This is a genomic window from Lentibacillus halophilus, from assembly GCF_039522485.1.
GTDB lineage: Bacteria > Bacillota > Bacilli > Bacillales > Amphibacillaceae > Lentibacillus > Lentibacillus halophilus.
Genome location: NZ_BAAADM010000055.1, coordinates 149,456 through 173,118 on the forward strand (window position 1 = coordinate 149,456; position 23,663 = coordinate 173,118).

Below are 23,663 nucleotides of genomic sequence, written 5' to 3' on the forward strand. Positions count from 1 at the left end.
ACACTCGTTTAAAAAAATTAACCGGTTAGATGGGAAAACGGCTGTTTTTAAACGTATGTGTATAAAAAACAGGCTCATTACCTGTTTGGGTAATGAGCCTGTCCTATCTTTAACGATGCCGTTTGTTCCGCTTATTTTCCAAATTGAGGAATTCTGTATCCTCTGCAAGTTCCATATCCGGATCCGGCTTTTGTCTCGTGAATCGGTTTTTATTATTTTGCTTGCCCTTGTCTTTATTACGATTTTTATTTTCCTCAGACATATACACGACCTCCCTCATTGAGTGTTATCCTTACGTTTTCCACCGTAAATTGACCTTATGACAGACAAACAATGCCATCATATAATCCGAAGACGTTCTATTGTTTATTTACCCTCGATTGCCGATTCTTGCGTTTGACGACTTCAGCATCTGTATCACTGTAGATGTTTGTGCCACGTCCTCCGGTTGTTTTAGCAATATACGCTTTGGCTTCGTTGTACGACAAGCCGGAACGACGACTCTGCTCTTTTATCGTTTCAGCAGACATAGTCGCATATTTATTTTCCATCATTAAGAACCTCCTTTCCCTTTTGACTTAGGATGTCACGATGAACGGTTTTCATGACGTCATCCATGACATTTTCTTATCAACCGGGAAAAGGTTACAATGAGATCGGAAAGGAGTTTGGTTATGACTCAGCTGCCAGAAGAGACGAGACAATTATTAAACGAAAACAGACACGATTCCCCTGCTTTTGCCGATCTTGTTCGCGCCGGCGGGTATAAACCTCCTGAAGATGCTATGCTTATTGATGCTGTTACAGCGCTGAGCATGGGGAAAAATATTTTGTTAAAAGGGCCGACCGGATCGGGGAAAACGCGATTTGCCGAAACACTCTCGCATCTGTTTCACCAGTCCATGTTTCAAATTAACAGCTCCGTTGATCTGGACGCAGAAAGCCTTATGGGGTTTAAGACACTTGATTACGAAGACGGTAAACAAGTGATCCGATTTGTTCCTGGACCGGTTACCAACGCCGTGAAAAACGGAACATTTCTCTATATCGATGAAATTAATATGGCTAAACCGGAAACGTTGCCTTTAATCAATGGGGTGCTCGATTACCGGCGCACCATCACAAATCCATTCACCGAAGAAATCATTACAGCTAAGCAAGGGTTTGGGGTCATTGCGGCTATAAACGAAGGCTATGTGGGCACTGTCCCATTAAATGAAGCATTGAAAAATCGCTTCGTTGTCATTGATATTCCGTATGTGCAGGGAGATCAATTGAAACAACTGCTCCAAAGTGACAGCCAGCTGCAAGACGGCACCATTCTTGATTTGTTTGTCCGGTTGTCCGGTGATTTAATTCAAGCCGTGGACCAAGGCAAACTTTCAGAAGACGCAGCCTCCATACGTGCACTGCTTGATGCGTGCGACTTAAGTGCCATGATTCCGCCAAAACGGGCCATCCGTCGCGCCATCGCAGATAAACTGGAAGAAGACAGAGAAAAAACACTCGTCCTTACGATGGCTGACACATTATTCGGATAGGAGCATATCTATGTATCGTTTTCGCGACACAACCATTGATACTCGCCTTTTCCTGCAGATGCAGGACTTGGCCGCCGTTTTAACAGGCATTCCCGACCTGAGATTTGCCTATGCTTACGGGTCAGCTATCGACAGCCAAAACCGCCGCCTGACAGCAAGTGCCAATTGGGGCATTGGCAACAAAGCAGCCCAGGAAACCGGTTTAAAAACGGATATTCTTTTGCGGACACGCGGTACGCTTTATCATACCACTGTCCCGGCGATGCAAGCATACATGGACCATGCAGCGAAAACCCGTCATCCAAAGTTTGCATCACAACTGTTCACGTTATTTGAAGATATACGATTGGAAGAAATCGTTAAAAGAGAACGTCCGGGCACAGCGGAACTTTTTCGCATTCGACAACAATACCAACGCCGTTATTTCACCCAACAGTTGAGGATGAACGTGACGCGCGGCTATGCAATGGATGAGCTCTACTGCCTCATTTGCCTGCTCATTCAATCCGATCAACCGGATCCTTCCTTTCCGGGAGCGACGAAGCAGCAAATAAACCGGCTGGATAATATAAAATCAGCCATTTTTCGAGCCTATGAAACCAATAATACACGTGAGACCGCTCATGCCGCGGAATCCGTTGTTGCCCGGATCGATGAAACCATGCCGGACATGGTTCATAACTATTTCATTGTTCCAATTGCCAATTATGCTGATTACACCGCAGAAACCGCTTTTGATGAACTGACACGCACCGATCCACTGGCCAATGACAGTCTTGAAGACGATGTAAGCGACGATGACAGCAACACGTTCGATGAGTCCTTTTCCACCTGGCACAGTGAAAATGAAAACGCAGAGCAGAAACAGAATTTCATGCAGTTTGAGCTGGAGCAAGGCACCCGGTCCAGCCTGTTGGGAGAAGGCGCACGTGAAACAGAGGAAGGTGATCAAGCAACCGCCTCAATTCAAGGGGACTCCGGAGAAAGTGAGCAAAATGACTATTCAAATATGGAAGCGATGGAGAAACGCACCAATCAGCAAGGCACATCCGCAACAGGGGAACCATTCGGTCATGAAAACAAACATGCCGTGAACGTCATCAAACATGCAGAACCACCGTCTGACGATCAAGAAAAACAGTACCGGATGTACAAAGAGGAAATTGCTCCTTACCGGCAACGTCTGTCCAAAACGATGGAAAAAGTGCTGGCGCATAAACAAACAGCTGCGCGTCAAAATCTCGTCGCCGGGCGACTGTCAAAACGATTGATATCGACGGCGACAGATGATTTTCCTAGACTTTTTTATAAGAAGGATAATGAATCCAAAGAGATCGATGCGGCGTTCACTTTGCTGATTGATTGTTCGGCGTCGATGATGAACAAGATGGAGGAAACGAAAAAAAGCGTCATTCTGTTCCATGACGTGCTTAAAGAATTAGGTATTCCGCATTCGATTATCGGTTTTTGGGAAGAAGCCACGGAAGTCAAAGACAAATATAAACCAAATTATTCCCATATCGTGCATTCGTTCCATGATTCGCTTTATCAGAAACACGGAGCTAACATTATGCAACTGGAAGCACAAGAAGATAACCGTGACGGATTCAGCATCCGGAAAGCAGCCGCCGAGCTCGAAGCCCGCAATGAAAAAAACCGCTTTCTGCTCGTGTTTTCCGATGGGCAACCGGCAGCCTCGGATTACACAGAAAACGGCATTATCGACACCAATCAAGCGGTTTATGAAACACGCCGCAAAAACATCAACGTTATCGGTATGTTTATTGCTGAGGGGGAAATAAGCGAAGAGGATGACCATCTCATGCGGAGCATTTACGGACATGACCGCATGATGGTCCCAGCAGCCACTGAGCTGACGGAGCACTTCTCCCCTCTTCTGAAAAAATTGCTTTTGCAAACGATGTAAACAGCCGCTCAAAAACACGAGGACAGGTCTCTCATTTGGGGAAAACACCCATCGAGGACCTGTCCAATGTAGGTCTTCAACCGCTTACCTTGGCATCGTCACTATCTTCATTTTTCCCTAAAATCAGATGTTCAAGTTCTTGGTACTCAATCTTATTAAATTCAGGTCCTTTGAAAATGAAGAAAATCGTACCGAGTGCGATCCATATCATTAAGGCAATCAGCGATGGAAGCCCCATGAATGCTGGTGACGCCGGGATAAGCAACAGCACTATAAACATCATCCCGATCAATGCTCCCAACAGACTGAATATTTTTTTGATTGGAGCAGCAAAAGATGGAAGCGATTGGTATTGGTCGCTCAAGGACTTTTCATTCGACCATTTAAACAATTTGTAAGCGACAACACATGTGTAAATATAGGCAATGGTAACACCGACCGATGACATATCAACGATCCATGTCAGAACTTGCCGGCCAAACCAGGGAGATATCAGACATACCGCACAAGTGAATATAATGCCGGCATAAGGCGTCCCAAATTTGGGATGAAGCTTAGAAAAAATACCTGGGATGATTTTTGCACGCCCCATAGCAAATAACAAACGACTGCTTGCTACATAGAAACCATTCAGACCGGTGGCTACCCCCATGGTCAGCGATATTCCGAGAACAAAAACGCCAAAGCTCCCCAAAATGCCACTCATAGCGTCGCCTGTCCCCCACTGCCGGTTTGTTAACTCTTGCCAAGGTGCTGCCAATGATGTTGCGGTAATCATGGCAATGTAAACGAGACCAGCAAATAAGAGCGACAATATAATCAGCATAAACCCTTTTGCAGGTGAGAAATTAAATTCTTCCGCCGCTTGCGGTATATTATCGAAACCAATAAAGGCCCATGGTGCAATCGCTACAATTACGATTACGCTTGACCACATCGATGCACCCGGCTGAAATAATGGCTGCATATTGTCAGCGGATGTGGACGGAAGGAAAAACGCACTGATGGTCAGAATTGCAACTCCTACAAGCATGCATACAACAAATACAAACTGGATTCGACCGGAAATACTGCCGCCACGAACATTCATATAAGCAAACAACACTAATGCAGCACTTGCAATCAGAACTTCGACGAGATAAACATCCCACCCCGCCATGCTGTATAAATAACCCTGCTCAGCAATATTCGGCACAATATATTTAATTAACAGTGAGAACGCCGATGCATTCAACGCAACAATGCAAATATAGCCCAACACCAGAAACCAACCAGCCACATACGCGTGATTGCGGTTGAAACCGAGAAAAGCGTAGGCAAATTCACCGCCTGATACCGGAAAATGCTTAATCAGGAAACCATAACTGACCGCTATTATCATCATTAGGACAGAGCCAATACCAAATCCAATAATGGCACCAAGTGGACCAGACCCTTCCATCCAAATGGAAGGTTGAACAAATGCTCCCCAACCAATGGCTGATCCCAAAGCGATCGCCCATACCCAATGAGGTTTTAACGTTTTAGTAAGTTGTTCCCTTTCCTTCATGCAACTATTCCCTCCAAATGTATTTCCGCTTTTAATCAACTTAAGCTCAACATATTTCCTATGACATACCATTCATGCGTGATCAAATATCTATTGACAACATATTGACGAATCATGGGGTAATGAGCTCTCACTGTTGATACCGCTTACATTGTCATGATGAGGTACTCCGTTTCTTTCTTGTTAAAATCTCTCTGGCAGCACATGCCGCCAGAGAGATTTATCCTTAACGGGTTTAGTTGCCCCATTCGCTGTAATCAAGATGCTTATACTTATCAAGGATACGTGTTGGCATATTCAGAGCATCTTTACGGAAAGGTGGTGCCAGCTGAGTGCCATCAACGTAAATATTCAATACAGCCGGTTTGCGTTGTTTCAATGCTTCTTCAATGGCCGGAACGATGTCTTCCGGCTTCGTAATGGTATGAGCAAGTGCTCCCATAGATTTGGCAACGTCCGCAAAGTCCGGTCCTTGGATATTGGAACCGATATAACGATCGTCAAAGAAATCCACTTGGTTTTTCTTTTCCGCCGCCCATGACTGGTTATTAAACACACAGGCAACGACTGGGATATTCTGCTCGACCGCTGTACTGACCTCGTGCAGACTCATGCCCCAAGCACCATCGCCGACAATGGCAAACACAGGTGCGTCAGGCTCTGCCCTTTGAGCACCCAAAGCCGCAGGATAAGCAAATCCAGTATTGCCATATGTCAATGCAGCAATGTGACGGCGTGGCTGTGTAAATTTCAAATACGCATTTGCTGTTGAAGATACGTTGCCGATATCAGACGATACGATCGCATTTTCAGGCAATGCTTTCGTCATTTCCAACAGCGCACGGCGTGGATTAATGGGATTACCGTCTTCCATTGCAAGATCGACGAGTTCTTGCTCCCAATCCTCTTTACGCTTGGAGACAGCCTTCATCCGATCTTCATCTTTTTTCGGTGACGGAAGTTCGGTTTGCAACTGACGATAGATTTCATCACTGGCAGCCTTCGCATCGCCGATAATACCGACCTCAACCGGATGTGTACGTCCGATTTGACGCGGGTTAATGTCGATTTGAATGATGTCTGCACTCTTCGGGAAGTAATCAATGTCATAGCAAGGCAACGTTCCAAACTGAGATAGTCTTGTACCAATGGCCAGGACGACATCGGCTTCTTCCATCGAATACATAGCTGCTTTAGAACCCATATAGCCGATTGGACCAACCGCCAGCGGGTGATCAGCTGGGAACGCATCATTATGCATGTATGCACATGCTGCCGGAGCAGACAGATATTCAGCCAGTTTTACAACGGTATCAATGCCACCAGCATCAACCGTGCCGCGGCCGGAGACAATGACAGGCTTCTTGGCATTCTTCAGCAAGTCAACCGCGCGTTCAAGATAGGTTGGGTCACCCGTTCCTTTTCTGTCAACACGGTACTGATGCGGTTCAAGGATATAGTCTTCCATTTCACCATAGAACATATCACGCGGAATATCAAACAAGACCGGGCCGCGTTCAGCATAGGCAATACGGAAAGCTGTCCGCAGTCGTTCAGCAACACGGCTGGTGTGTGTAACTTGTACCGTTTCCACTGTAATGTCTTTAAACATCGACACTTGATCTGCTTCCTGGAATCCATCCAGTCCTTTTGCCGGATTACCTGCAGATGGAGAAATGACAACCATCGGACTATGAGCCTGATTGGCCGCTGCAACAGACGTGACCATGTTCGAAATACCCGGGCCGTTCTGACCTACAATAACACCTGCTTTGCCGGAAACACGTTCCTGCGCATCAGCCATATGACCGGCTGTCTGTTCATGGCGCACCGGCACGAAACGAATACCGGCGGTCGGGAACAAATCCAACATATCCATAAACGCTGAGCCGACAATGCCGTAAACTTCTTTCACATCTTCTTTGATAAGTGTTTCAACGATGGCTTCACTCGGTGTCATTTTTTGTTTTTGCTTGGCTGCCTGCTTCATTTCCTCTTTTTGTTTAACCATACTATTAATACCTCCTAAATAAATTCTATGAGTTCAGTGTCCCTATTTTTTCAAGTGGATCGGTCATGTGTCTTTTTTCCAAGTTACCAGCAATGGTCCACAGTGTGTCCAGAAACAATTCCGTTGTCGATTTCATCACATGATGTTCGCGGTGAACGATATAGAAGTTCCGTTTCATTTCCAGGCCATGAACCGAATAGATATCCAAAAGCCCCAATCTCTGTTCTTTTCGGATGGCATGTTTTGATAGAAATGAAACGCCCAAACCCGATTCAACAACAGCTTTTATAGCCTCAGTACTTCCAAGTTCCTGAACAATGTTCAAGTTGTTGTCTGTCAGCCCCGCTTGTTCCATGTAATCATTGACAACTGCACGTGTCCCAGACCCCTCCTCTCTAAAAATCATCGGAGCCTGCTGGATTTGTTGCAAAGACAATGGCTCATTGGTCAAGAAATAACCAGGTGGAGCAATCAAAACCAGTTCATCTTCCAAAAACGGATTTATTTGCAGCTGGTCATCCTGAATTGGCGTTTCAATCAATCCAACATCAATCCATTGATCCTTAATGAGTTTTCCAATGGAATGGGAATTGGCAATACTTACTTGAACCTGTATCAATGGATAAGTCTCTTTAAAACGCTTTAAGAATGACGGCAGAAAATAGTCCCCAATGGTCAGGCTGCAACCCATGCTTAACTCACCGTAAGAATCGCTTTCCATTTGCGTGATTTCTTTATGAGCCGATTCATTCATCTGCACTATTTCCCTGGCATATTTCAAGAGAACCTTCGCTGATGACGTCATCTCCACTTTTTTCGTCGTTCGCTCAAACAGTTTCGTGTTCAACTCTTCTTCGAGCGCTTTCACTTGTGACGTAATCGTTGGTTGTGTTACAAACAATAACTTAGCCGCTTCTGAGAAACTCATTCTTTCCGCAACCGTGATAAAGGTCTTCAATCGTTCATAATTCATATACATGACCCGCCCATCCGGGTGATTTGTTATGCAGTCAAGTATTGTTATTTACAAACCATGAATGACTGACTTGACCGTTTTAGTGATAAAATCCAAATCATCCTCGGTGCTGGAAAATGGTGGTGCAATAATAAGGATGTTATTGCCTCCCGGGACGGTGGCTCCATTTTTACCAATAATCAGTCCTTTTTGTTTACATTGACCGACAACATCACCGACTTTCTTTTCGGATAATGGTGTTTTGGATTCTTTGTCCTCAACCAGTTCAATACCGAGCAAAAAGCCTTTTTGACGAACTTCACCGACATTTTTGTGCTCCGTTAGGTCATGCAACTCTGCCAGTTTGGTTTTACCAAGTTGATCGACGCGATTGACAAGATCCTCCTCTTCAACGATTCTGATGTTCTCCAGAGCCACTGCACAAGCTGCGGGATGACCCCCATACGTAGATACATGGCGGAAGAAATTATCTTTGCCTTCTTGTTTAAAGACTTTGTAAATGTCATTCTTAACCGAGGTTGCCCCCAACGGCAAATAACCACTTGTCAATCCTTTTGCCTGTGTTACAATATCCGGTTCCACGTTTTCCGCATGTTGAAACCCGAACATTTTACCTGTTCGTCCATAACCGGAAACGACTTCATCCATAATGAGCAGAACATTATATTTCTTGCAGATTTCCGAGACACGTTCAATATATTTCACGGAAGGAATAATGACGCCCCCACCTGAAATGAACGGTTCCATGATCACCGCGGATACAGTTTCTTCGCCTTCCCAGTTAATTTTCTCTTCCAACTCATCTGCAGCGGCCAAGTCTTTTTCTTCCGGTGTGCCTGGATACAGTGAGCGATAACTGTATGGCGGTGCCACATGCATAAATCCTGGAGCAGCCGGATCATATTTAACGCGGCGATTAGCTTGAGCCGTTGCACTCATCGCACCAAGGGTTGCCCCATGATAAGCGCGGTATCTGGAAATGACTTTATACTTCATCGGGTTGTCTGTCTGAATGTGATACTGCCGGGCAATTTTGAAAGCTGTTTCATTTGCTTCCGATCCACTGTTGGAGAAGAAGGTCTGGTAATCCGCACCGAGCAATTCACTTATTTTGTTAGCCAACCGAATAGCCGGTTTATGGTTCATGGTGAGCGGAAAGTACGACAACTGTTTGATTTGTTCTCCAGCTGCGTCAGCAACTTCCTGCCGGCCATACCCAATATTCACACACCAAAGACCAGAGACCCCATCAAGGTATTCGTTTCCATCTTCATCTTTAAACCACGACCCTTCCCCCGATTCTGCGACCATGGCTTTAGCGTCAGGGTCGTATTTATGCATGGCATTCCAAAGATGCGAGTCTTTTGCTGCTGACACATTGTTCAGTTCTTCTTCCGTTTTCATTATTCCATCCCCCTTTGTTTAATCTTATTTCAACCGTATGGAAAAGGTTATCTGTCCCCCTAAGAAATGAACAGAACCTGTTTCCCTGCTTATTTCATGAATCGAATGGTAACTGCTTACAGCCGATTGACAAGCAAAACCCCTTTTCCAATGTCTTTCTCCCGGCTCTACCACAGAATCATGAAGCCGATTCATCGAACCAACGATAGGCAAGAGTTGACGTCGTTATGAAAGCGTTTCGAGATCATGACGTCCGTACCAGTGATTCGATTTAATTTAATTGTATATAATAAACCAAATGATTTCAACCATTTTCTTAATTTTTTAATTTGAAAATATAATGAGACTTATTATACTTTTTCATAAATTGTTCGATTCGATTCCACCATGCTTTTCCGCACGGCGTAAAAATCCATACCGAGAAGAACAAGGGTTGGGAGCTGTCACGGGCTGATGCCGTCTATGAAGCGTCGTCAGCCGAATTTTCGTGACAGATTAATTTTGAAATTATACATATCACTACGGTAATAAGCGTTTTCCAGTTCAATAATATGACCTTCCAAATCTTTGATGATGCGTTTGGCGTGCAATACATTGGTGTGTGCGGGCACATTTAAGTAAATAGAATCCGCTTCAGTGATGGCGGCTGTACCAATGATTTGGCTCGCCTCTGCAAACCAAATACCGAGCTCTTGTTCTTCAATTTCGTATAATGTTGTATCATTTAAATCATATTGCACCAGTGCTTCCCCGATCGAAACAGGGTAATAATGGCATTCAACGCCGATCGGAATATCATCTGCATAACGCACGCGTTTAATAAAATACGCTTCCTCGAACCCTGTTTGTTCCTGGATATCAGGGGAAGGTACCATTTTATAATAAGTGATTAATGTAGCCCCCGGTTCCATGCCCATTTGTTTAATCGTCTCGGTTGTACTGCTCAAATTGCCAAGCCACTCATGAATTGGTTTTAAGGATACAAACGTTCCCGTTCCGTGCCGCTTCTCCAAAACCCCTTCCCGGACGAGGGTACTTATCGCCTCTCGAACAGTGCTCCGGCTGACATTATAATCTTCCATAAAACTGCGCTCGCTCGGTATCTGGCCCGTCAACTCTCCGTCTTCCACCTGTCTCTCTATAATATGCTTTAATTGAACATGCAGTGGCAAGGATTCCTCAAAATTCAATTCCACGATTGCAAAACTCCTTCAGACGACGAACGGACAGTGCTTGATCCCATGTCCGTTGTTTACAGATTTTTAAAATTACAACATAATTATCATAGCATACCCCGACAAACAGGGACAGACTGAAGCATACTCTATCGACTATTTGTTGTATCTTCCCACGTTATTCATATCTTTTCATTCCGGAACAAAGACGGTAAGATAAAAGGGAAAGATAGCGAAACATATCCTAAAATACGAATAAGGAAGATGCAGATTGATAGAAGTCTATACAGACGGCGCATCCAAGGGGAATCCAGGATTAAGCGGAGCCGGTATTGTCATCAAAGCACATGGTGAAACGTACGAACATTCTTTTTTATTAGGAAAAATGTCCAACCATGAGGCCGAATTTCATGCTGTCTTACGTGCCATGACGATTTGCAGCAACTATTTTTACGGCGAAATCATTTCACTTCGATCTGATTCCAAGATCGTTGCCGACATTGTGGAAAAGAATTTTACAAAAAACAGGGCTTTCCTTCCTTTTCTCAACCAATTCCGGGAAGCAGCAGATCATTTCCCGCATGTTTTCATGAAATGGATCCCAGAAAAACAGAACACCCATGCCGATTATTTAGCAAGAAAAGCACTTAGGGAATACTGACGCGAGTAGATAAAATCCCGGCCGTGCAAAACAATAGGCATTGACCAGTACAAACGTTATACTTAAGCCAATACCAAATTGAAAAGAGGGATTACTATGAGCAGTGGTATGGATGATGTGGCTCAGGGATGGCTGCAACATCGCATGGTACTTGATGATTTGCTTGCACAGACAACAGATGATGATGTGGATTACAGACCATGGGACGGGGCTATGTCACTCGGAGAACTCGCGATTCACATTGTCACGTCAACCGATATGTTTATTCAAGGCATTAAGCAAGGAGAATTTAGTGAACCGGCCACGGAAAATCATTATAAAACGATGACCGATGTCCGCACAATTGTTGAACGGTATACTGAACATACAAAAGAAGAAATTAAATCAATTTTTGACTTTCAACTTAAGGGTTATATTTTGTTCCAAAGTGTTCGGGCACCGGGTACATACTGGCTATCCAACGCCATCGATCATGAAATTCACCATAAGGGGCAGCTTTTTACCTACGTCCGCATGATCGGCGCACAAAATGTCCCTCCTTTTATGCGACAACCGAATGAGGTATAGCGGCGTATTGTATATCGGATGCAGGAGCCAAACAATTGATCCTGCATCTGAAATATCCTAAGCGAGCTTTCCTATAAAAGACACTATTTTATTTTAGTATCCGGAGAATTCTTCCATACGAATATTATCCTCATTAGCGCCAGCATCTTCAAGCAACTCATACATATCCTGCACCATATCGGATGGTCCGGACAAATAATAAATGGGGTTAGCCACATCCGTTACATGCCTTTTCAGCATGGCTTCATCGATGTGTCCCGTTTCGCCACTCCATTCACCAATATCATCCCCTGTCATGACAGGGATTAATGTAAAGTGATCGTGTTTTTGTGCCATCTCTTCCAATTCAGATAGAAACGGGGCATTATCCGGTGTTTTATTCGAATAAAAAAGCGTGATAGGATGATCGGTTTGCTTATGAAGCGCTTCAGCAATCATGCTCCGCACCGGCGTTATCCCAATACCGCCAATGACAAATACCGCCGGCGTTGATTCGGTTTTATGCAATGTGAAATTACCATGCGGTGCATCCAATTTCACTTCATTTCCGGGTTCCAGGTTCCCAAGCACACGTTTGTATGCCGAATCACGCATGCGGGTCGCCGTCACCAACTCATTTTCGGACGGCCCTTTCACAAACGAAAAAGCTCTCGTATTTCCTTCCTCGTCTGTTTCGGAAGGTTCAATTAATGTAAAATCACCGAATTGACCGGCCTTAAATGAAAAATCGTCCGGCATCTCCCAGTGAAACGCCATCGTTTCGTCAGCAATCTCTTCCTTCTTCAGCAATTTTATCGTATAGTCCGCCATGTGGACACAACTCCCTTCTGCGGCATATTGTGTTCTTTGTGATTGTACCCTGTTTAACGGATCATTAAACAAAGACAAGATAGGCACTCATTGGACGAAAGCGTCACTTTTCAGGGACGGAAAACGAGATCAGGAATCCCGTTCCTAAATTATTTGCGTAAGACCGAATGAAACGGTAAACTCTATATCACATGTTATAAGCCATCATTCATAAACGGCAAATAAACCGTTTAAATAATGGAAATACTAAGGAAAAAGGAGGGGGAATCATGGCGCATCTCCTCAGGGACCTCATTTTTATTATTGTTGGCACGCTTATGTATGCCTTGGCACTCACGATTCTTGCTATTCCAAACAATTTGGCTGATGGCGGCCTTACCGGAATATCCGTGATCGCCCACTATGCATTCGGCTTTTCACCCGGTATCGTGAACTTCATACTGGCATCCATTATCATTCTCATCGGGTATCGTGTCCTTCCGAAACGATCTGTTATGCTAACGATTGTCACGTCACCGCTCATCTCCTTCTTCATCTATATAACAGAAGGGATTGGTGAGTCCCTGGGAGATCCGCTGGTGTCGGCCATATTTGCCGGATTTTTTATTGGCATTGGAACAGGACTGATCTTCCGCACCGGCAGTTCCATGGGAGGAACAAGCGTTATTGCCCGAATGCTTCATTACAACCTGGACTGGGATTTAACGCGAACAAATTTTGTGCTCGACACCATCATTGTCGGGTCAGGCCTGTTTATTATAGGGCCGCTCAATACCATGTATACGATTATATCGCTATTCGTCGGAAAAAAAGCGACAGATCTCATTATAGAAGGGTTGGATACACGTAAAGCTGTCAGCATCATATCCGCTTATGCTCCGGAAATTACTGATGAAGTGGTTCAACATATGAGAACAAGTGCAACTGTTTTCGAGGGATACGGCGGCTATATGAAAGAAAATGCTGACATGGCGTACATCATTATTAGCAAATACCAGCTGTTGAAACTGAAACGCATCATTAATTCAGTGGATGAGCGAGCCTTCGTCGTTGTTCATGACGTCCGGGATGTATTCGGCGGCAGCTTTTCATGGGCACAAAAATCCTGATAAAAACACAGGACGAAAGGGATTCATTTATTCCATATATCGTAGTCCCTGTAAACGAAAACAGGGCTGATTCAACAGCCCTGTTTTCAGTCATCGATTATTCGGTTGGAATACCGTCTAGCCATTTGTCCACTTTATCCTGGTTGTTGTCAAGGTAGTTTTTAACAACATCTTCAACAGGTTTGTCCTCTTGATGGACTTTAGGCATCAGTTTGTTAATCATATCGTAGCTTTCATCATATTGTTCCATAACTTTGTAAGCCCGTGGCGCATCTTCTTTCAACCCTTTGCGGGCGACCGTGTAAATCTGGTCACCTTTCCCGCCATAGACTTTCTTGGAATCATCAAGCATCTTCAAGTCCATGACACCGAACGCCCAATGTGGCTTCCAAAGTGGAACGATAATTGGCTCTTTATTTTCGATGGCAGACTTCAATTCAGTAATCATAGCCGCTTCTGAACTCTCCAGCAATTCCCAATTTTCCAGTCCATATTCTTTGAAAGCATCCTGGGTATTTTGCATAATGCCAGCGCCCGGATCAATGCCTGTAATTTCCCATCCAACAGATTCGCCAAGTTCTTCGTTTCCTTTCAAGTCTTTCATGGAATTCACATCGTCCATGTAGCTTGGAACAGTCAATGCCAATGGAGCTTCGTCCAGCACTTGATTCACCTTAACGAGTTTATCACCATATTTATCCCAGTATGGTTTGTGCGTCGCAGGCAACCATGTGGATGTCTGGAAATCAGCAGACCCATCAGCCATACTCGAGAACATGGCACCGGCCTCAACCTGTTTCTTTTCAACCGTATAGCCGGCTTTCTCAAGCAATTGTTTTAACATCTCAGTACTGACAGTTTCTCTGGCCCAAGCAACATACGGTTCGGTGAGCTCTTTCTGACCTAACTCAGGCCCCTCAGTCTCAGGCTCCTCAGTTGATTCTTCGCCATTATCGGAGCCGTCACCTGACGAATCCGATTCGCCGTTCGCTTCACCATCATCGCCGCATGCAGCTAAAAGCATCGACAACGTAAGCATTAAAACAAATGCTATCAATCCTAACTTAAATTTACTATTTGTAAAAATAGTGAAACCCCCCAAATTCTTTGTATTTTTATCGCCATGCCCTTTATGATCCTAATAGCACAAGACATGGGACAATTATGGCGCAATTACCAGTAAACCATCCATCATCCACAGACGAGGATTAACGTCGGAATAACCAGTAATTTGCAATAACTAGATTTAATAATAACAAAAGGGCTGGTACAACCCAAATCAGTATCCCACAGGAATAAAGAGCATATAGCACTATTCTTGCATTAATTATCGCTCAATTTAATTATTGGATAATTTCCAATGTTAATAAACATATATGCCTATTTATCAAGTTTTACCCACGAATTAAAAGATTACGTCGTCGTTTCCATTACAAAAATGGAGAGACACGACAATGAGTCGCATCTCTCCATTGCTCTCATTAAGTATGTGGCATTAGAAATGTTATCAAGAAATCCCCAATTAAATAGCCATAGTCGTTTCAGACGGTTGAGTTGTGACGATAATGTCACCATTCCGGATGGAATACAACACCGGTGCCTGTGTACGGATCGCTTCATATTCGGATTCCGTATCCAGGACGATTAGATTGGCGCGGTTGCCTTTTTCCACACCATACCCATCCTCAATGCCAAGTGTTTTCGCACCATTGATGGTGATTAAGTCAAGAGCCGTTACGATATGCTCATAATCGGTCATATGACACGCGTGCAACCCCATCTCGACGACACGCATCAAATTGCCGTCACCGAGCGGATACCAGGGGTCCTGAATGGAATCGAGACCGAAACAGACGTTAATGTTCGCTTCACGCATATCTTTCACGCGTGTCACGCCACGTTGAACGGGGAAGCTATCAAAACGTCCCTGCAAATGCAGGTTTGCTTTCGGCAGGGCGATAAAATGCATGCCGGTTTTTTTCAGCGTCTGGAAAAGTTTATAGGTGTAAGCATTGCTGTAGGTGGCCATGGCTGCTGTATGGCTGGCTGTTACACGAGACCCCATCTTTCGTTTCCATGCTTCACCGGCCAACACTTCCAAATACCGGGACTGGTCATCATCAATTTCATCGCAATGAATGTCGACACGTTTTTCGTATGCTTGCGCGAGATCGAGGATTTTATGAACGGAACGAACGCCATCGTCGCGTGTCAGTTCATAATGCGGGATGCCGCCGACAACGTCCGCTCCCATTTCCAGCGCTTGAATGAGCAATGACTCGCCTTCCGGTTTCGTATAAAGTCCCTCTTGAGGAAGGGCAACAATCTGAATGTCCATATAATCTTTAACCTCTTCCTTCACATCAAGCAGAGCCTTTAAACCTGTCAAAGACGGATCGCTGACATCGGCGTGTGTTCGAACGTGCTGGACACCATGTTTAAGCTGCATGCGGATGGCCTGTTTCGCACGTTTTTTAATATCTTCTTTTGTTTCTTGTATTAATTGTTTTCGTTCGGCCCAAATTTCTATGCCCTCAAATACCGAACCTGATGTGTTCCATCTCGGCGTACCGGCAGTAAGCACATAGTCGAGGTGGATATGTGGCTCCACGTATGGCGGCAAGACCATTTTTCCTTGCAAATCCAGAGTTTCATCCTCTATTGTTGCCGTTTGATCCGCGGAAGTAATCGATTGTATAATGCCTTGATTGATCGCAATATCCCATCTGCCTTCATGCCCATACAGCTTTGCATTTTTTAAAAGCATGTTGTCTCTCTCCTTTTCTATGTTACGTTTTATAGTTTATCACATTTGTTTATAGACAAGAAACACAGATGAATGGTTTAAACTTCCATACTTGACACTTATCGGTCACATTATGACTATCATCATAAACATTTTTTCAGTTAGCAAACAGTGCGACATTGTTCGTTATTTTACAATGTGCCGACCGTCCTCTCTTCAGTTTCATCAGAACATCGTTCACCAAATGCCATCCTCCAGCATTAACTAACCATTAGAAATTTGAAAAATGTGTTTACTTCCACTTAAAAATGTACTATACTAACTAAAAGTTGCACATAGGAAACTTTATATCAGTCGTAAAATGATGTTTGTATTACACACTATTTTTAGGAGGGGAAAATAATGATGCAGCAGGCAATTAACGTAAATGGGTTACACGTTTCCTATTACGGCAAGGAAGTTCTCAAGAATGTCAGTTTTTCGTTTAAAACCGGCAATCTGATTGGCATCCTTGGACCAAATGGGGCGGGCAAATCAACATTGATGAAAGCTGTGCTCGGATTGATTCCATACGACGGTGGTCAAATCACTATTGGAGACTGCTCGCTGAATAAGGTGCGCAAACAAATAGCGTATGTTCCACAGCGATCCAATATCGATTGGGACTTCCCTATTATCGTCAAAGACACCGTGTTACTGGGAACTTACCCGAAGCTTGGCCTGTTTCATCGGCCGAAAAAAGCCGATAAAGAATGGGCTATGGAGTGTCTGGAACAGGTTGGCATGGCGGAATTTGCTCAATCACAAATCGGTGAGTTATCCGGCGGCCAGCAACAGCGGGTATTTTTAGCACGGGCATTAGCACAAAATGCTGACTATTTCTTTCTTGATGAACCGTTTGTAGGGATTGATGTAGGAAGTGAAGAAATCATTATCAATAAACTTCGGGAGTTACAAGACCGTAAAAAAACCATTTTTGTCGTTCACCACGATTTATCAAAGGTCGAAAATTACTTCGATGAACTCATTCTCATCAACAAAGAACTGTACGGTGCCGGACCAGTACAACAGGTGTTTCAAATGGAGAATATGGAAAAAGCCTACGGGATGCCACTGGCAATAGCTGGAGGTGGCATGTGATGGAATTTGTCCAGGATCTATTTAACTATGAATTTTTGCGCCGGGCATTCATCACATCCGTTATTGTCGGTATCATATGCGGCATCATCGGTAGTTTTATCGTGCTGCGCGGCATGGCTTTGATGGGAGATGCGATCTCTCATGCGGTCCTTCCCGGTGTCGCCATTTCCTACATGATTGGCATCAACTACTTTTACGGAGCTGTTGTCACTGGCGTGTTAACAGCACTGGGCATCGGTATTATCAATCAAAATAGCCGGGTTAAGAGTGATGCATCCATAGGTTTAGTATTTTCAGCGGCGTTTGCACTTGGTATCGTTCTGATCACCATAGCCAAAAGCGCCACCGACTTAACCCAAATCCTGTTCGGTAACGTATTGGCAGTTCGCCCGTCAGATATGTGGCTGACGATCATTGTTGGCATCATCGTGCTGGCAGCCGTGTTCGTATTTTACAAAGAACTTCTTGTATCCAGTTTTGATGAAACGATGGCCGCAGCCTATGGATTGAAAACACGAATGATTCATTACGGCATCATGATTTTGCTGACGCTGGTAACAGTAGCATCATTGCAGACAGTCGGCGTTATTCTAGTTGTGTCGATGCTTATTACACCTGCATCAACCGCTTATCTGCTGACTAACAGACTATCAACCATGATCGGTCTGGCGGCATTTTTCGGTGCCCTATCGTCGGTACTCGGACTCTACATCAGCAATATGACCGACTTACCCTCAGGACCAATTATTGCCATGGCCACAACCGGCATTTTTATCATTGTGTTTTTATTCGCCCCCAAACAGGGAGTCGTTTGGCGCAAGTTGCAAATCAATAAACAACGAGCACGTCTCGGTAATTAAACTATATGATTAAGGAGTGACCAGGAAATGAGGAAACTATTAATGGCAGTCGTTATGGGCACTTTGCTCATTCTAGCTGCGTGTGGCGGAGAAAAAAGTGCATCAGGGGATGATGGAAACAATGGCGATGACAAACTACAAATCGTGACATCATTTACGATTATCAAGGATTTAGCAGAAGAAATTGGCGGCGATCTCGTGGAGGTCCACAACCTCGTGCCAACCGGAACCGATCCGCACAATTATGAACCATTGCCTGAGGATATTAAACACGCAACCGATGCCGACGTTCTCTTTTACAACGGCATGAATCTGGAAGGTGGAAAAGAAGGATGGTTTTTCAAAATGATCAATTCTGTCGGTCAGGATAAGGACAATGTCTTTAGCGTAACAGATGGAATTGACCCGATGTATATCGGTGGCGGTGATAAGAAAAAGGAAGTTAACCCGCATGCCTTTATTGATCCGAGCGCCGGTGTTCAAATGGCCGAAAACATACGTGATGCGATTATTGAAGTGGATCCGGACCGGGAAGAACAATATAAAGAAGAAGCTGCCGCATATATTGATAAACTGAAAACGATTGAAAAAGATTATGAGAAAAAATTGAGCGAAATACCAGAAGACGACCGTATTATCGTAACAAGTGAGCGGGCTTTCCAATACCTCGCGGACTCCTATGACTTGAAAGAAGGCTTTGTTTTTGAAATTGATACAGAGGAGAACGGAACACCCGAGCAAATTAAAAATCTCGTATCCTTTGTTGAAGACAATGATGCACCGGCGTTATTTGTCGAATCGAACGTTGACCCAAGACCGATGGAAACCGTGTCCCAGGAATCAGGCATCCCGATTTACGACAAACCCATCTATTCCGATGAGATTGAGGAAGAAGGCGGAGAAGTGGACACGTACGTTAAATATTTGAACTATAATCTCGACATTCTCTATGATGGCTTGACCCGGTAAGACATCGACGCCTCTTTGCTGTTGGTATGCAGAGAGGCGTTTTTTAGTTGTTGGATGCGATCATTCTATGCACCAACTGAAACCATTTCTTTGACATTGTTCGGTGTGTTCTCTTTAATAGAACGTATCCTTATTTACATCCATTCCCAAGGAGGCCATCTTATGCGTGGACATACAAACGAGAATGGTTTAAAACTGTCCGTTCTCGACTTGGCAACGATTTACAACGCCGAATCGGTAACGCAAACATTAAATAACTCGGCAGAACTTGTTCAATTGGCAGACAAGCTTGGATACACGCGTTACTGGTTCGCGGAACATCATAATACAAAACACCAGATAAGTACATCACCGGACTTGCTGGCAGCGCACACAGCGGCATTGACCGAACATATCCGTATCGGTTCCGGCGGTGTTATGCTACCGAATCACAGCCCGCTTAAAGTCGTCGAAAACTTCTCTTTATTGGAGGGGTTGCACCCGGGACGAATTGATCTCGGAATGGGGCGTGCGCCGGGGACCGACGGAATGACCGCTCTAGCATTGCGTCGCTCCCGTGAGGCCGTCAACAGCGATCAATCCGGCGAACTTTTAAACGAGTTGCTCGCCTATTTTACAGGAGATTTTCGGGATGATCACCCATTTGCCAACATTACACCAACGCCTGATCGTTCACTGCAACCGGAGCTATTTATGCTTGGCTCGAGTGACGGTGGAAGGCAAATCGCTTCTCAGTTCGGACTTGGCTATGCGTTTGCCGGCCAGATCAATCCGGATTGGGCCGTTCCGGTTCTGCAAAACTATCGGAAACAGTTTCAACCGTCCAAATTCATGAGTGAGCCGTACAGCATCTTGTCCATTATCGTCGTATGCGCTGAAACGGATGAAGAAGCGGCTTACTATGCAGCACCGGCTGAGCTGCAATGGGTGCGTTGGGGAACCGGCCAATTTCAATATGCCCCACCAACGCTGGAAGAAGCTGCAGCTCATACGTACACGCAGGAAGAAGAGATGGTGCGCCAGCAAAATAAAGGACGGTTTATCATTGGTAGCGTGGATACAGTGAAAGAACAAATTATGCAGTTGCAAGAAGACGCACAAATCGACGAACTAATGGTTTTGAATATGATTACCGATAAAGAAGCGCGGCACCAATCGTTCTCCCTGCTTGCCGACGCTTTTCAATTGAGCAGCAACACATCCAACTGAAGGAGGCATACAACTATGCAAACGATGCAAGCATTCGTACGAACCAATGCCAGCAGCAATGACGTAGAAATCGCTGACGTTCCGATACCATCCGTTAACGATGATGAGGTCCTTATAAAAGTGGAAGCATTCGGTGTCGGTATTCACGATCGATATTTTATTCCGAGAGATATAGACTTTCCTTATCCAATCGGCACAGAGGGATCAGGCACCATTGTGCAAACAGGTCATTGTGTGAACGATTTTACCGTCGGGGACCGGGTCATTTTTACAACAACCCTGCAACCAAAAGGCGGTGCGTGGGCTGAGTATGCTGTTGCCCGTCCGGCGGCACTCATTCCCATGCCCGACCATCTCACCTTCCAGCAAGGGGCAGCGGTTCCTGTTGCCGGAAAAACAGCACTGGAAAGTATGCGCGCACTGGACCTTAACAAAGGCGATCACCTTTTTATCGCTGGTGCGTCCGGAGCGATTGGTACCTTTGTCATCCAGCTGGCAGCAGCCAAAGGCATTCATGTGGCCGGTTCCGCTTCCGCAAGAAATCATGATTATATGACATCGCTCGGCGCGGAAAAAACGGTCGATTACCATGATCCGGACTGGCAAAAGCAAGTCAATGAATGGGGAGATGGCGGTGTCACAGCAGCCTTAGCCATTCAACCAGGGACAGGAAAAGACAGTATGCCCGTTGTGAAAGACCGTGGGAAAATCATTACCGTATCAGGTGATCAACTCGACGGCGAACGAGGTATTACGGTTCAGCAAATGGGCCACCATGCCGATACCCAAAACGATGTCGTCAAGCTTGCACACGACATTGCAAATGAAAAAATCACGCTTGTTATTGAAAAGGAATACCCATTTGAACAAGGGTTGGAGGCACTTCAAAAAACCGAAACAAGGCATGCAAGAGGGAAATTAGTGGTAACAACGCCTTAAATTCAGACCAGGCGCCTTTTCCCCACCTTCCAACAAAAATGGGAACGGCAGCCGCTTAATTAGCTCCGTTCCCATCTCACATGATTTATGAAACCATGACTTTACATATATCGTTGGTAAAGGTGACCGGATCGTTTACCGGCAATCCTTCAATCAGGAGGGCCTGGTTGTACAATAAATTTGTGTACAATTTGAACGTCTCCTCATCCTGATTATATACCTGCTTTAATGAGTCGAATATATCGTGGTTGACGTTTATTTCCAACACTTTTTCCGCGTTTATTTGCTGGTTGTTCGGCATCATGTTCAACGTTTTTTCCATGTCCAACGAGATGTCGCCATCCGCTGTCAGACAGACGGGATGAGATTTCAATCGCTTGGAAACACGGACTTCTTTTACTTTGTCAGAAAGAATCGTTTTCATTTCGTCAAACAGCGCTTTATTCGCATCGGCTTCTTCGGTAGCTTGCTGATCGTCTTCGTCCAAATCAATGCCCAAATCACCACTGGACACCGAGCGGAATTCGATATCGTTATAGTTTGCCATCATGGTAATGGCAAATTCATCCACTTCATCCGTGAAATATAAAATTTCATACCCTTTATCTGCCACCAGTTCGGTTTGCGGCAGCTTTTCAATTCGATCGCGAGACTCCCCTGCAGCATAATAGATATACGGCTGATCCTCTTTCATTCGTGAAACATAGTCATCCAGTGTGACCAATTTCTTTTCCGTGGATGAATAGAACATTAACAGATCCTGCAACGTCTCTTTGTTGGCACCAAAATCACTGTATACGCCAATCTTTAACTGACGGCCAAAGGAGTCATAAAATCGTTCGTATGCCTCACGGTCATTCTGCTGCAGCTGCAGAAGCTGTTGTTTAACTTTTTTATTGATGTTTTTCTCAATCAGTTTAAGCTGTCTGTCATGCTGAAGCATCTCGCGTGAAATATTTAACGATAAATCCTCAGAGTCCACCATACCTTTTACAAAACTGAAGTGATCCGGCAGCAAGTCCGCGCATTTTTCCATAATCAGTACGCCATTTGAGTACAGCTGCAACCCTTTTTCATACTCTTGTGTGTAAAAGTCAAATGGTGCGGTTTCCGGAATGAACAAAATAGCGTTATAACGAACGTTGCCGTCCACTTGAAGATGCACATGCTTCAGTGGTTTATCATGGCCAAAACATTGTTCCTGATAAAATTGTTCATAATCCTCATCGGTCAATTCGTTTTTATTTTTTCGCCAAATCGGCACCATGCTGTTGACCGTTTCTTCCTCGGTATATTCAACGTATTCATCGCTTTCCTCGTCTTTCGGCTCGCTTTTTGTCACGTTCATCTTAATCGGATAACGGATGAAATCGGAATATTTCTTAATGATGGTTTGCAGCGTCTGCTCGTCCAGGTACTGGTCATAATCTTCATCATCCGTGCTTTCCTTCATTTTAATATAAATTTCCGTACCTGCTTCAGCTTTTTCGTACGGCTCAATCGTATAACCGTCCGTGCCTTGTGACTCCCATTTATAGGCATCATCACTGCCGTACGCCTTGGTGATGACGGTGACAGCATCGGCAACCATAAACGCAGCGTAAAACCCGACACCAAATTGCCCGATAATGTCGTGGCCATCCTTCATTTCATTTTCATTCTTAAATGACAATGATCCGCTTTGGGCAATAACGCCAAGATTGGATTCCAGTTCGTCTTGAGTCATACCAATTCCGGTATCGATGACTTTTAAGATCCGATTATCTTTATCAGCCTCAATCTTAATATAGTAATCGGCCGGGTCAAATTGGATAGAGTCATCGGTCAGCGCCTTATAATAAACTTTGTCGATGGCATCACTCGCATTGGAAATCAACTCCCGCAGGAACACTTCCCGTTGTGAATAAATAGAGTTAATCATCAGTTCCAATAACCGTTTCGATTCCGCTTTAAATTGTTTCTCAGCCATCCGTGATCACTCCTTTTGAAAATTATGTAATAAAAATGATTGCTTATATTGTACGCTCGTTTTCTGTTTCTGCTATTTAGCACTCTCCTTTTCCGAGTGAT

The 23,663-nt window shown here is 44.6% G+C and carries 21 protein-coding genes; 10 read left to right on the forward strand and 11 right to left on the reverse strand.

Features of this window, described 5'->3' with window-relative positions; translation table 11 throughout:
• Positions 1–109 precede the first annotated feature (109 nt).
• Together ABDZ72_RS13490 and ABDZ72_RS13495 are read right to left on the reverse strand one after the other, a co-directional pair.
• Complete coding sequence (locus ABDZ72_RS13490) at positions 110–262, reverse strand: hypothetical protein (RefSeq protein WP_343754025.1); 153 nt, start codon at positions 260–262, stop codon at positions 110–112.
• Positions 263–359: 97 nt separating this feature from the next.
• On the reverse strand, positions 360–554 hold the full coding sequence (locus ABDZ72_RS13495; protein ID WP_343754027.1) for a hypothetical protein: 195 nt from the start codon (positions 552–554) through the stop codon (positions 360–362).
• A 120-nt stretch (positions 555–674) separates the two neighbouring features.
• Here ABDZ72_RS13495 and ABDZ72_RS13500 point away from each other — a divergent pair, with 120 nt between their 5' ends.
• On the forward strand, positions 675–1,541 hold the full coding sequence (locus ABDZ72_RS13500) for an AAA family ATPase (RefSeq protein ID WP_343754029.1): 867 nt from the start codon (positions 675–677) through the stop codon (positions 1,539–1,541).
• Positions 1,542–1,551: 10 nt separating this feature from the next.
• Positions 1,552–3,468, forward strand: coding sequence for a vWA domain-containing protein (locus ABDZ72_RS13505; RefSeq protein WP_343754031.1), 1,917 nt, complete (start codon positions 1,552–1,554; stop codon positions 3,466–3,468).
• 76 nt (positions 3,469–3,544) lie between these two features.
• Here ABDZ72_RS13505 and ABDZ72_RS13510 read toward each other — a convergent pair whose 3' ends face one another.
• From ABDZ72_RS13510 to ABDZ72_RS13530, 5 genes are all read right to left on the reverse strand, one after another.
• A complete protein-coding gene (locus tag ABDZ72_RS13510) occupies positions 3,545–5,017 on the reverse strand; it encodes an APC family permease (protein ID WP_343754033.1) in 1,473 nt (490 codons plus the stop codon).
• A gap of 235 nt (positions 5,018–5,252) precedes the next feature.
• Positions 5,253–7,028 (reverse strand): sulfoacetaldehyde acetyltransferase, encoded by a 1,776-nt coding sequence (gene xsc, locus ABDZ72_RS13515; RefSeq protein WP_343754035.1) that lies wholly within the window; start codon positions 7,026–7,028, stop codon positions 5,253–5,255.
• Between the two features lie 25 nt (positions 7,029–7,053).
• On the reverse strand, positions 7,054–8,007 hold the full coding sequence (locus ABDZ72_RS13520; protein ID WP_343754037.1) for a selenium metabolism-associated LysR family transcriptional regulator: 954 nt from the start codon (positions 8,005–8,007) through the stop codon (positions 7,054–7,056).
• Positions 8,008–8,052: 45 nt separating this feature from the next.
• Positions 8,053–9,408, reverse strand: coding sequence for an aminotransferase (locus ABDZ72_RS13525; protein WP_343754039.1), 1,356 nt, complete (start codon positions 9,406–9,408; stop codon positions 8,053–8,055).
• Positions 9,409–9,881: 473 nt separating this feature from the next.
• The gene (locus ABDZ72_RS13530; RefSeq protein ID WP_343754041.1) at positions 9,882–10,604 is read right to left on the reverse strand and encodes a GntR family transcriptional regulator; all 723 of its coding nucleotides are present in this window, start codon (positions 10,602–10,604) and stop codon (positions 9,882–9,884) included.
• Between the two features lie 250 nt (positions 10,605–10,854).
• Here ABDZ72_RS13530 and ABDZ72_RS13535 point away from each other — a divergent pair, with 250 nt between their 5' ends.
• Both ABDZ72_RS13535 and ABDZ72_RS13540 read left to right on the forward strand, forming a co-directional pair.
• On the forward strand, positions 10,855–11,244 hold the full coding sequence (locus ABDZ72_RS13535) for a reverse transcriptase-like protein (RefSeq protein ID WP_343754043.1): 390 nt from the start codon (positions 10,855–10,857) through the stop codon (positions 11,242–11,244).
• Positions 11,245–11,340: 96 nt separating this feature from the next.
• Complete coding sequence (locus ABDZ72_RS13540) at positions 11,341–11,811, forward strand: DinB family protein (RefSeq protein ID WP_343754045.1); 471 nt, start codon at positions 11,341–11,343, stop codon at positions 11,809–11,811.
• A 93-nt stretch (positions 11,812–11,904) separates the two neighbouring features.
• On the opposite strand, the gene ABDZ72_RS13545 is transcribed toward ABDZ72_RS13540, so the two are convergent.
• A complete protein-coding gene (locus ABDZ72_RS13545; protein ID WP_343754047.1) occupies positions 11,905–12,621 on the reverse strand; it encodes an FAD-dependent oxidoreductase in 717 nt (238 codons plus the stop codon).
• Between the two features lie 269 nt (positions 12,622–12,890).
• On the opposite strand from ABDZ72_RS13545, the gene ABDZ72_RS13550 reads away from it, so the two are divergent.
• Entirely contained in the window at positions 12,891–13,730 is an 840-nt protein-coding gene (locus tag ABDZ72_RS13550) for a YitT family protein (protein WP_343754049.1), read from the forward strand.
• A 97-nt stretch (positions 13,731–13,827) separates the two neighbouring features.
• On the opposite strand, the gene ABDZ72_RS13555 is transcribed toward ABDZ72_RS13550, so the two are convergent.
• Entirely contained in the window at positions 13,828–14,769 is a 942-nt protein-coding gene (locus ABDZ72_RS13555; protein ID WP_343754051.1) for a glycine betaine ABC transporter substrate-binding protein, read from the reverse strand.
• A gap of 483 nt (positions 14,770–15,252) precedes the next feature.
• Positions 15,253–16,497 carry a cytosine deaminase gene (gene codA / locus ABDZ72_RS13560; protein ID WP_343754053.1) on the reverse strand — a complete coding sequence of 415 codons (1,245 nt, stop codon included), beginning with the start codon at positions 16,495–16,497 and terminating at the stop codon, positions 15,253–15,255.
• A gap of 384 nt (positions 16,498–16,881) precedes the next feature.
• Between codA and ABDZ72_RS13565 the strand changes: the two genes are divergently transcribed.
• From ABDZ72_RS13565 to ABDZ72_RS13585, 5 genes are all read left to right on the forward strand, one after another.
• Positions 16,882–17,616: a metal ABC transporter ATP-binding protein gene (locus ABDZ72_RS13565; protein ID WP_343754220.1), complete on the forward strand. Its 735-nt coding sequence runs from the start codon at positions 16,882–16,884 to the stop codon at positions 17,614–17,616.
• The gene (locus ABDZ72_RS13570; RefSeq protein WP_343754222.1) at positions 17,616–18,476 is read left to right on the forward strand and encodes a metal ABC transporter permease; all 861 of its coding nucleotides are present in this window, start codon (positions 17,616–17,618) and stop codon (positions 18,474–18,476) included. Before ABDZ72_RS13565 ends, ABDZ72_RS13570 begins: the two co-directional genes overlap by 1 nt.
• Positions 18,477–18,503: 27 nt before the next feature.
• A complete protein-coding gene (locus ABDZ72_RS13575) occupies positions 18,504–19,445 on the forward strand; it encodes a metal ABC transporter solute-binding protein, Zn/Mn family (RefSeq protein ID WP_343754055.1) in 942 nt (313 codons plus the stop codon).
• 162 nt (positions 19,446–19,607) lie between these two features.
• Positions 19,608–20,654, forward strand: a complete 1,047-nt coding sequence (locus ABDZ72_RS13580; RefSeq protein ID WP_343754058.1) for an LLM class flavin-dependent oxidoreductase — start codon at positions 19,608–19,610, stop codon at positions 20,652–20,654.
• Between the two features lie 15 nt (positions 20,655–20,669).
• Positions 20,670–21,593, forward strand: a complete 924-nt coding sequence (locus tag ABDZ72_RS13585; RefSeq protein ID WP_343754060.1) for an NADP-dependent oxidoreductase — start codon at positions 20,670–20,672, stop codon at positions 21,591–21,593.
• Positions 21,594–21,678: 85 nt separating this feature from the next.
• On the opposite strand, the gene htpG is transcribed toward ABDZ72_RS13585, so the two are convergent.
• Positions 21,679–23,562 carry a molecular chaperone HtpG gene (htpG, locus tag ABDZ72_RS13590; protein WP_343754062.1) on the reverse strand — a complete coding sequence of 628 codons (1,884 nt, stop codon included), beginning with the start codon at positions 23,560–23,562 and terminating at the stop codon, positions 21,679–21,681.
• Between the last annotated feature and the right edge of the window lie 101 nt (positions 23,563–23,663).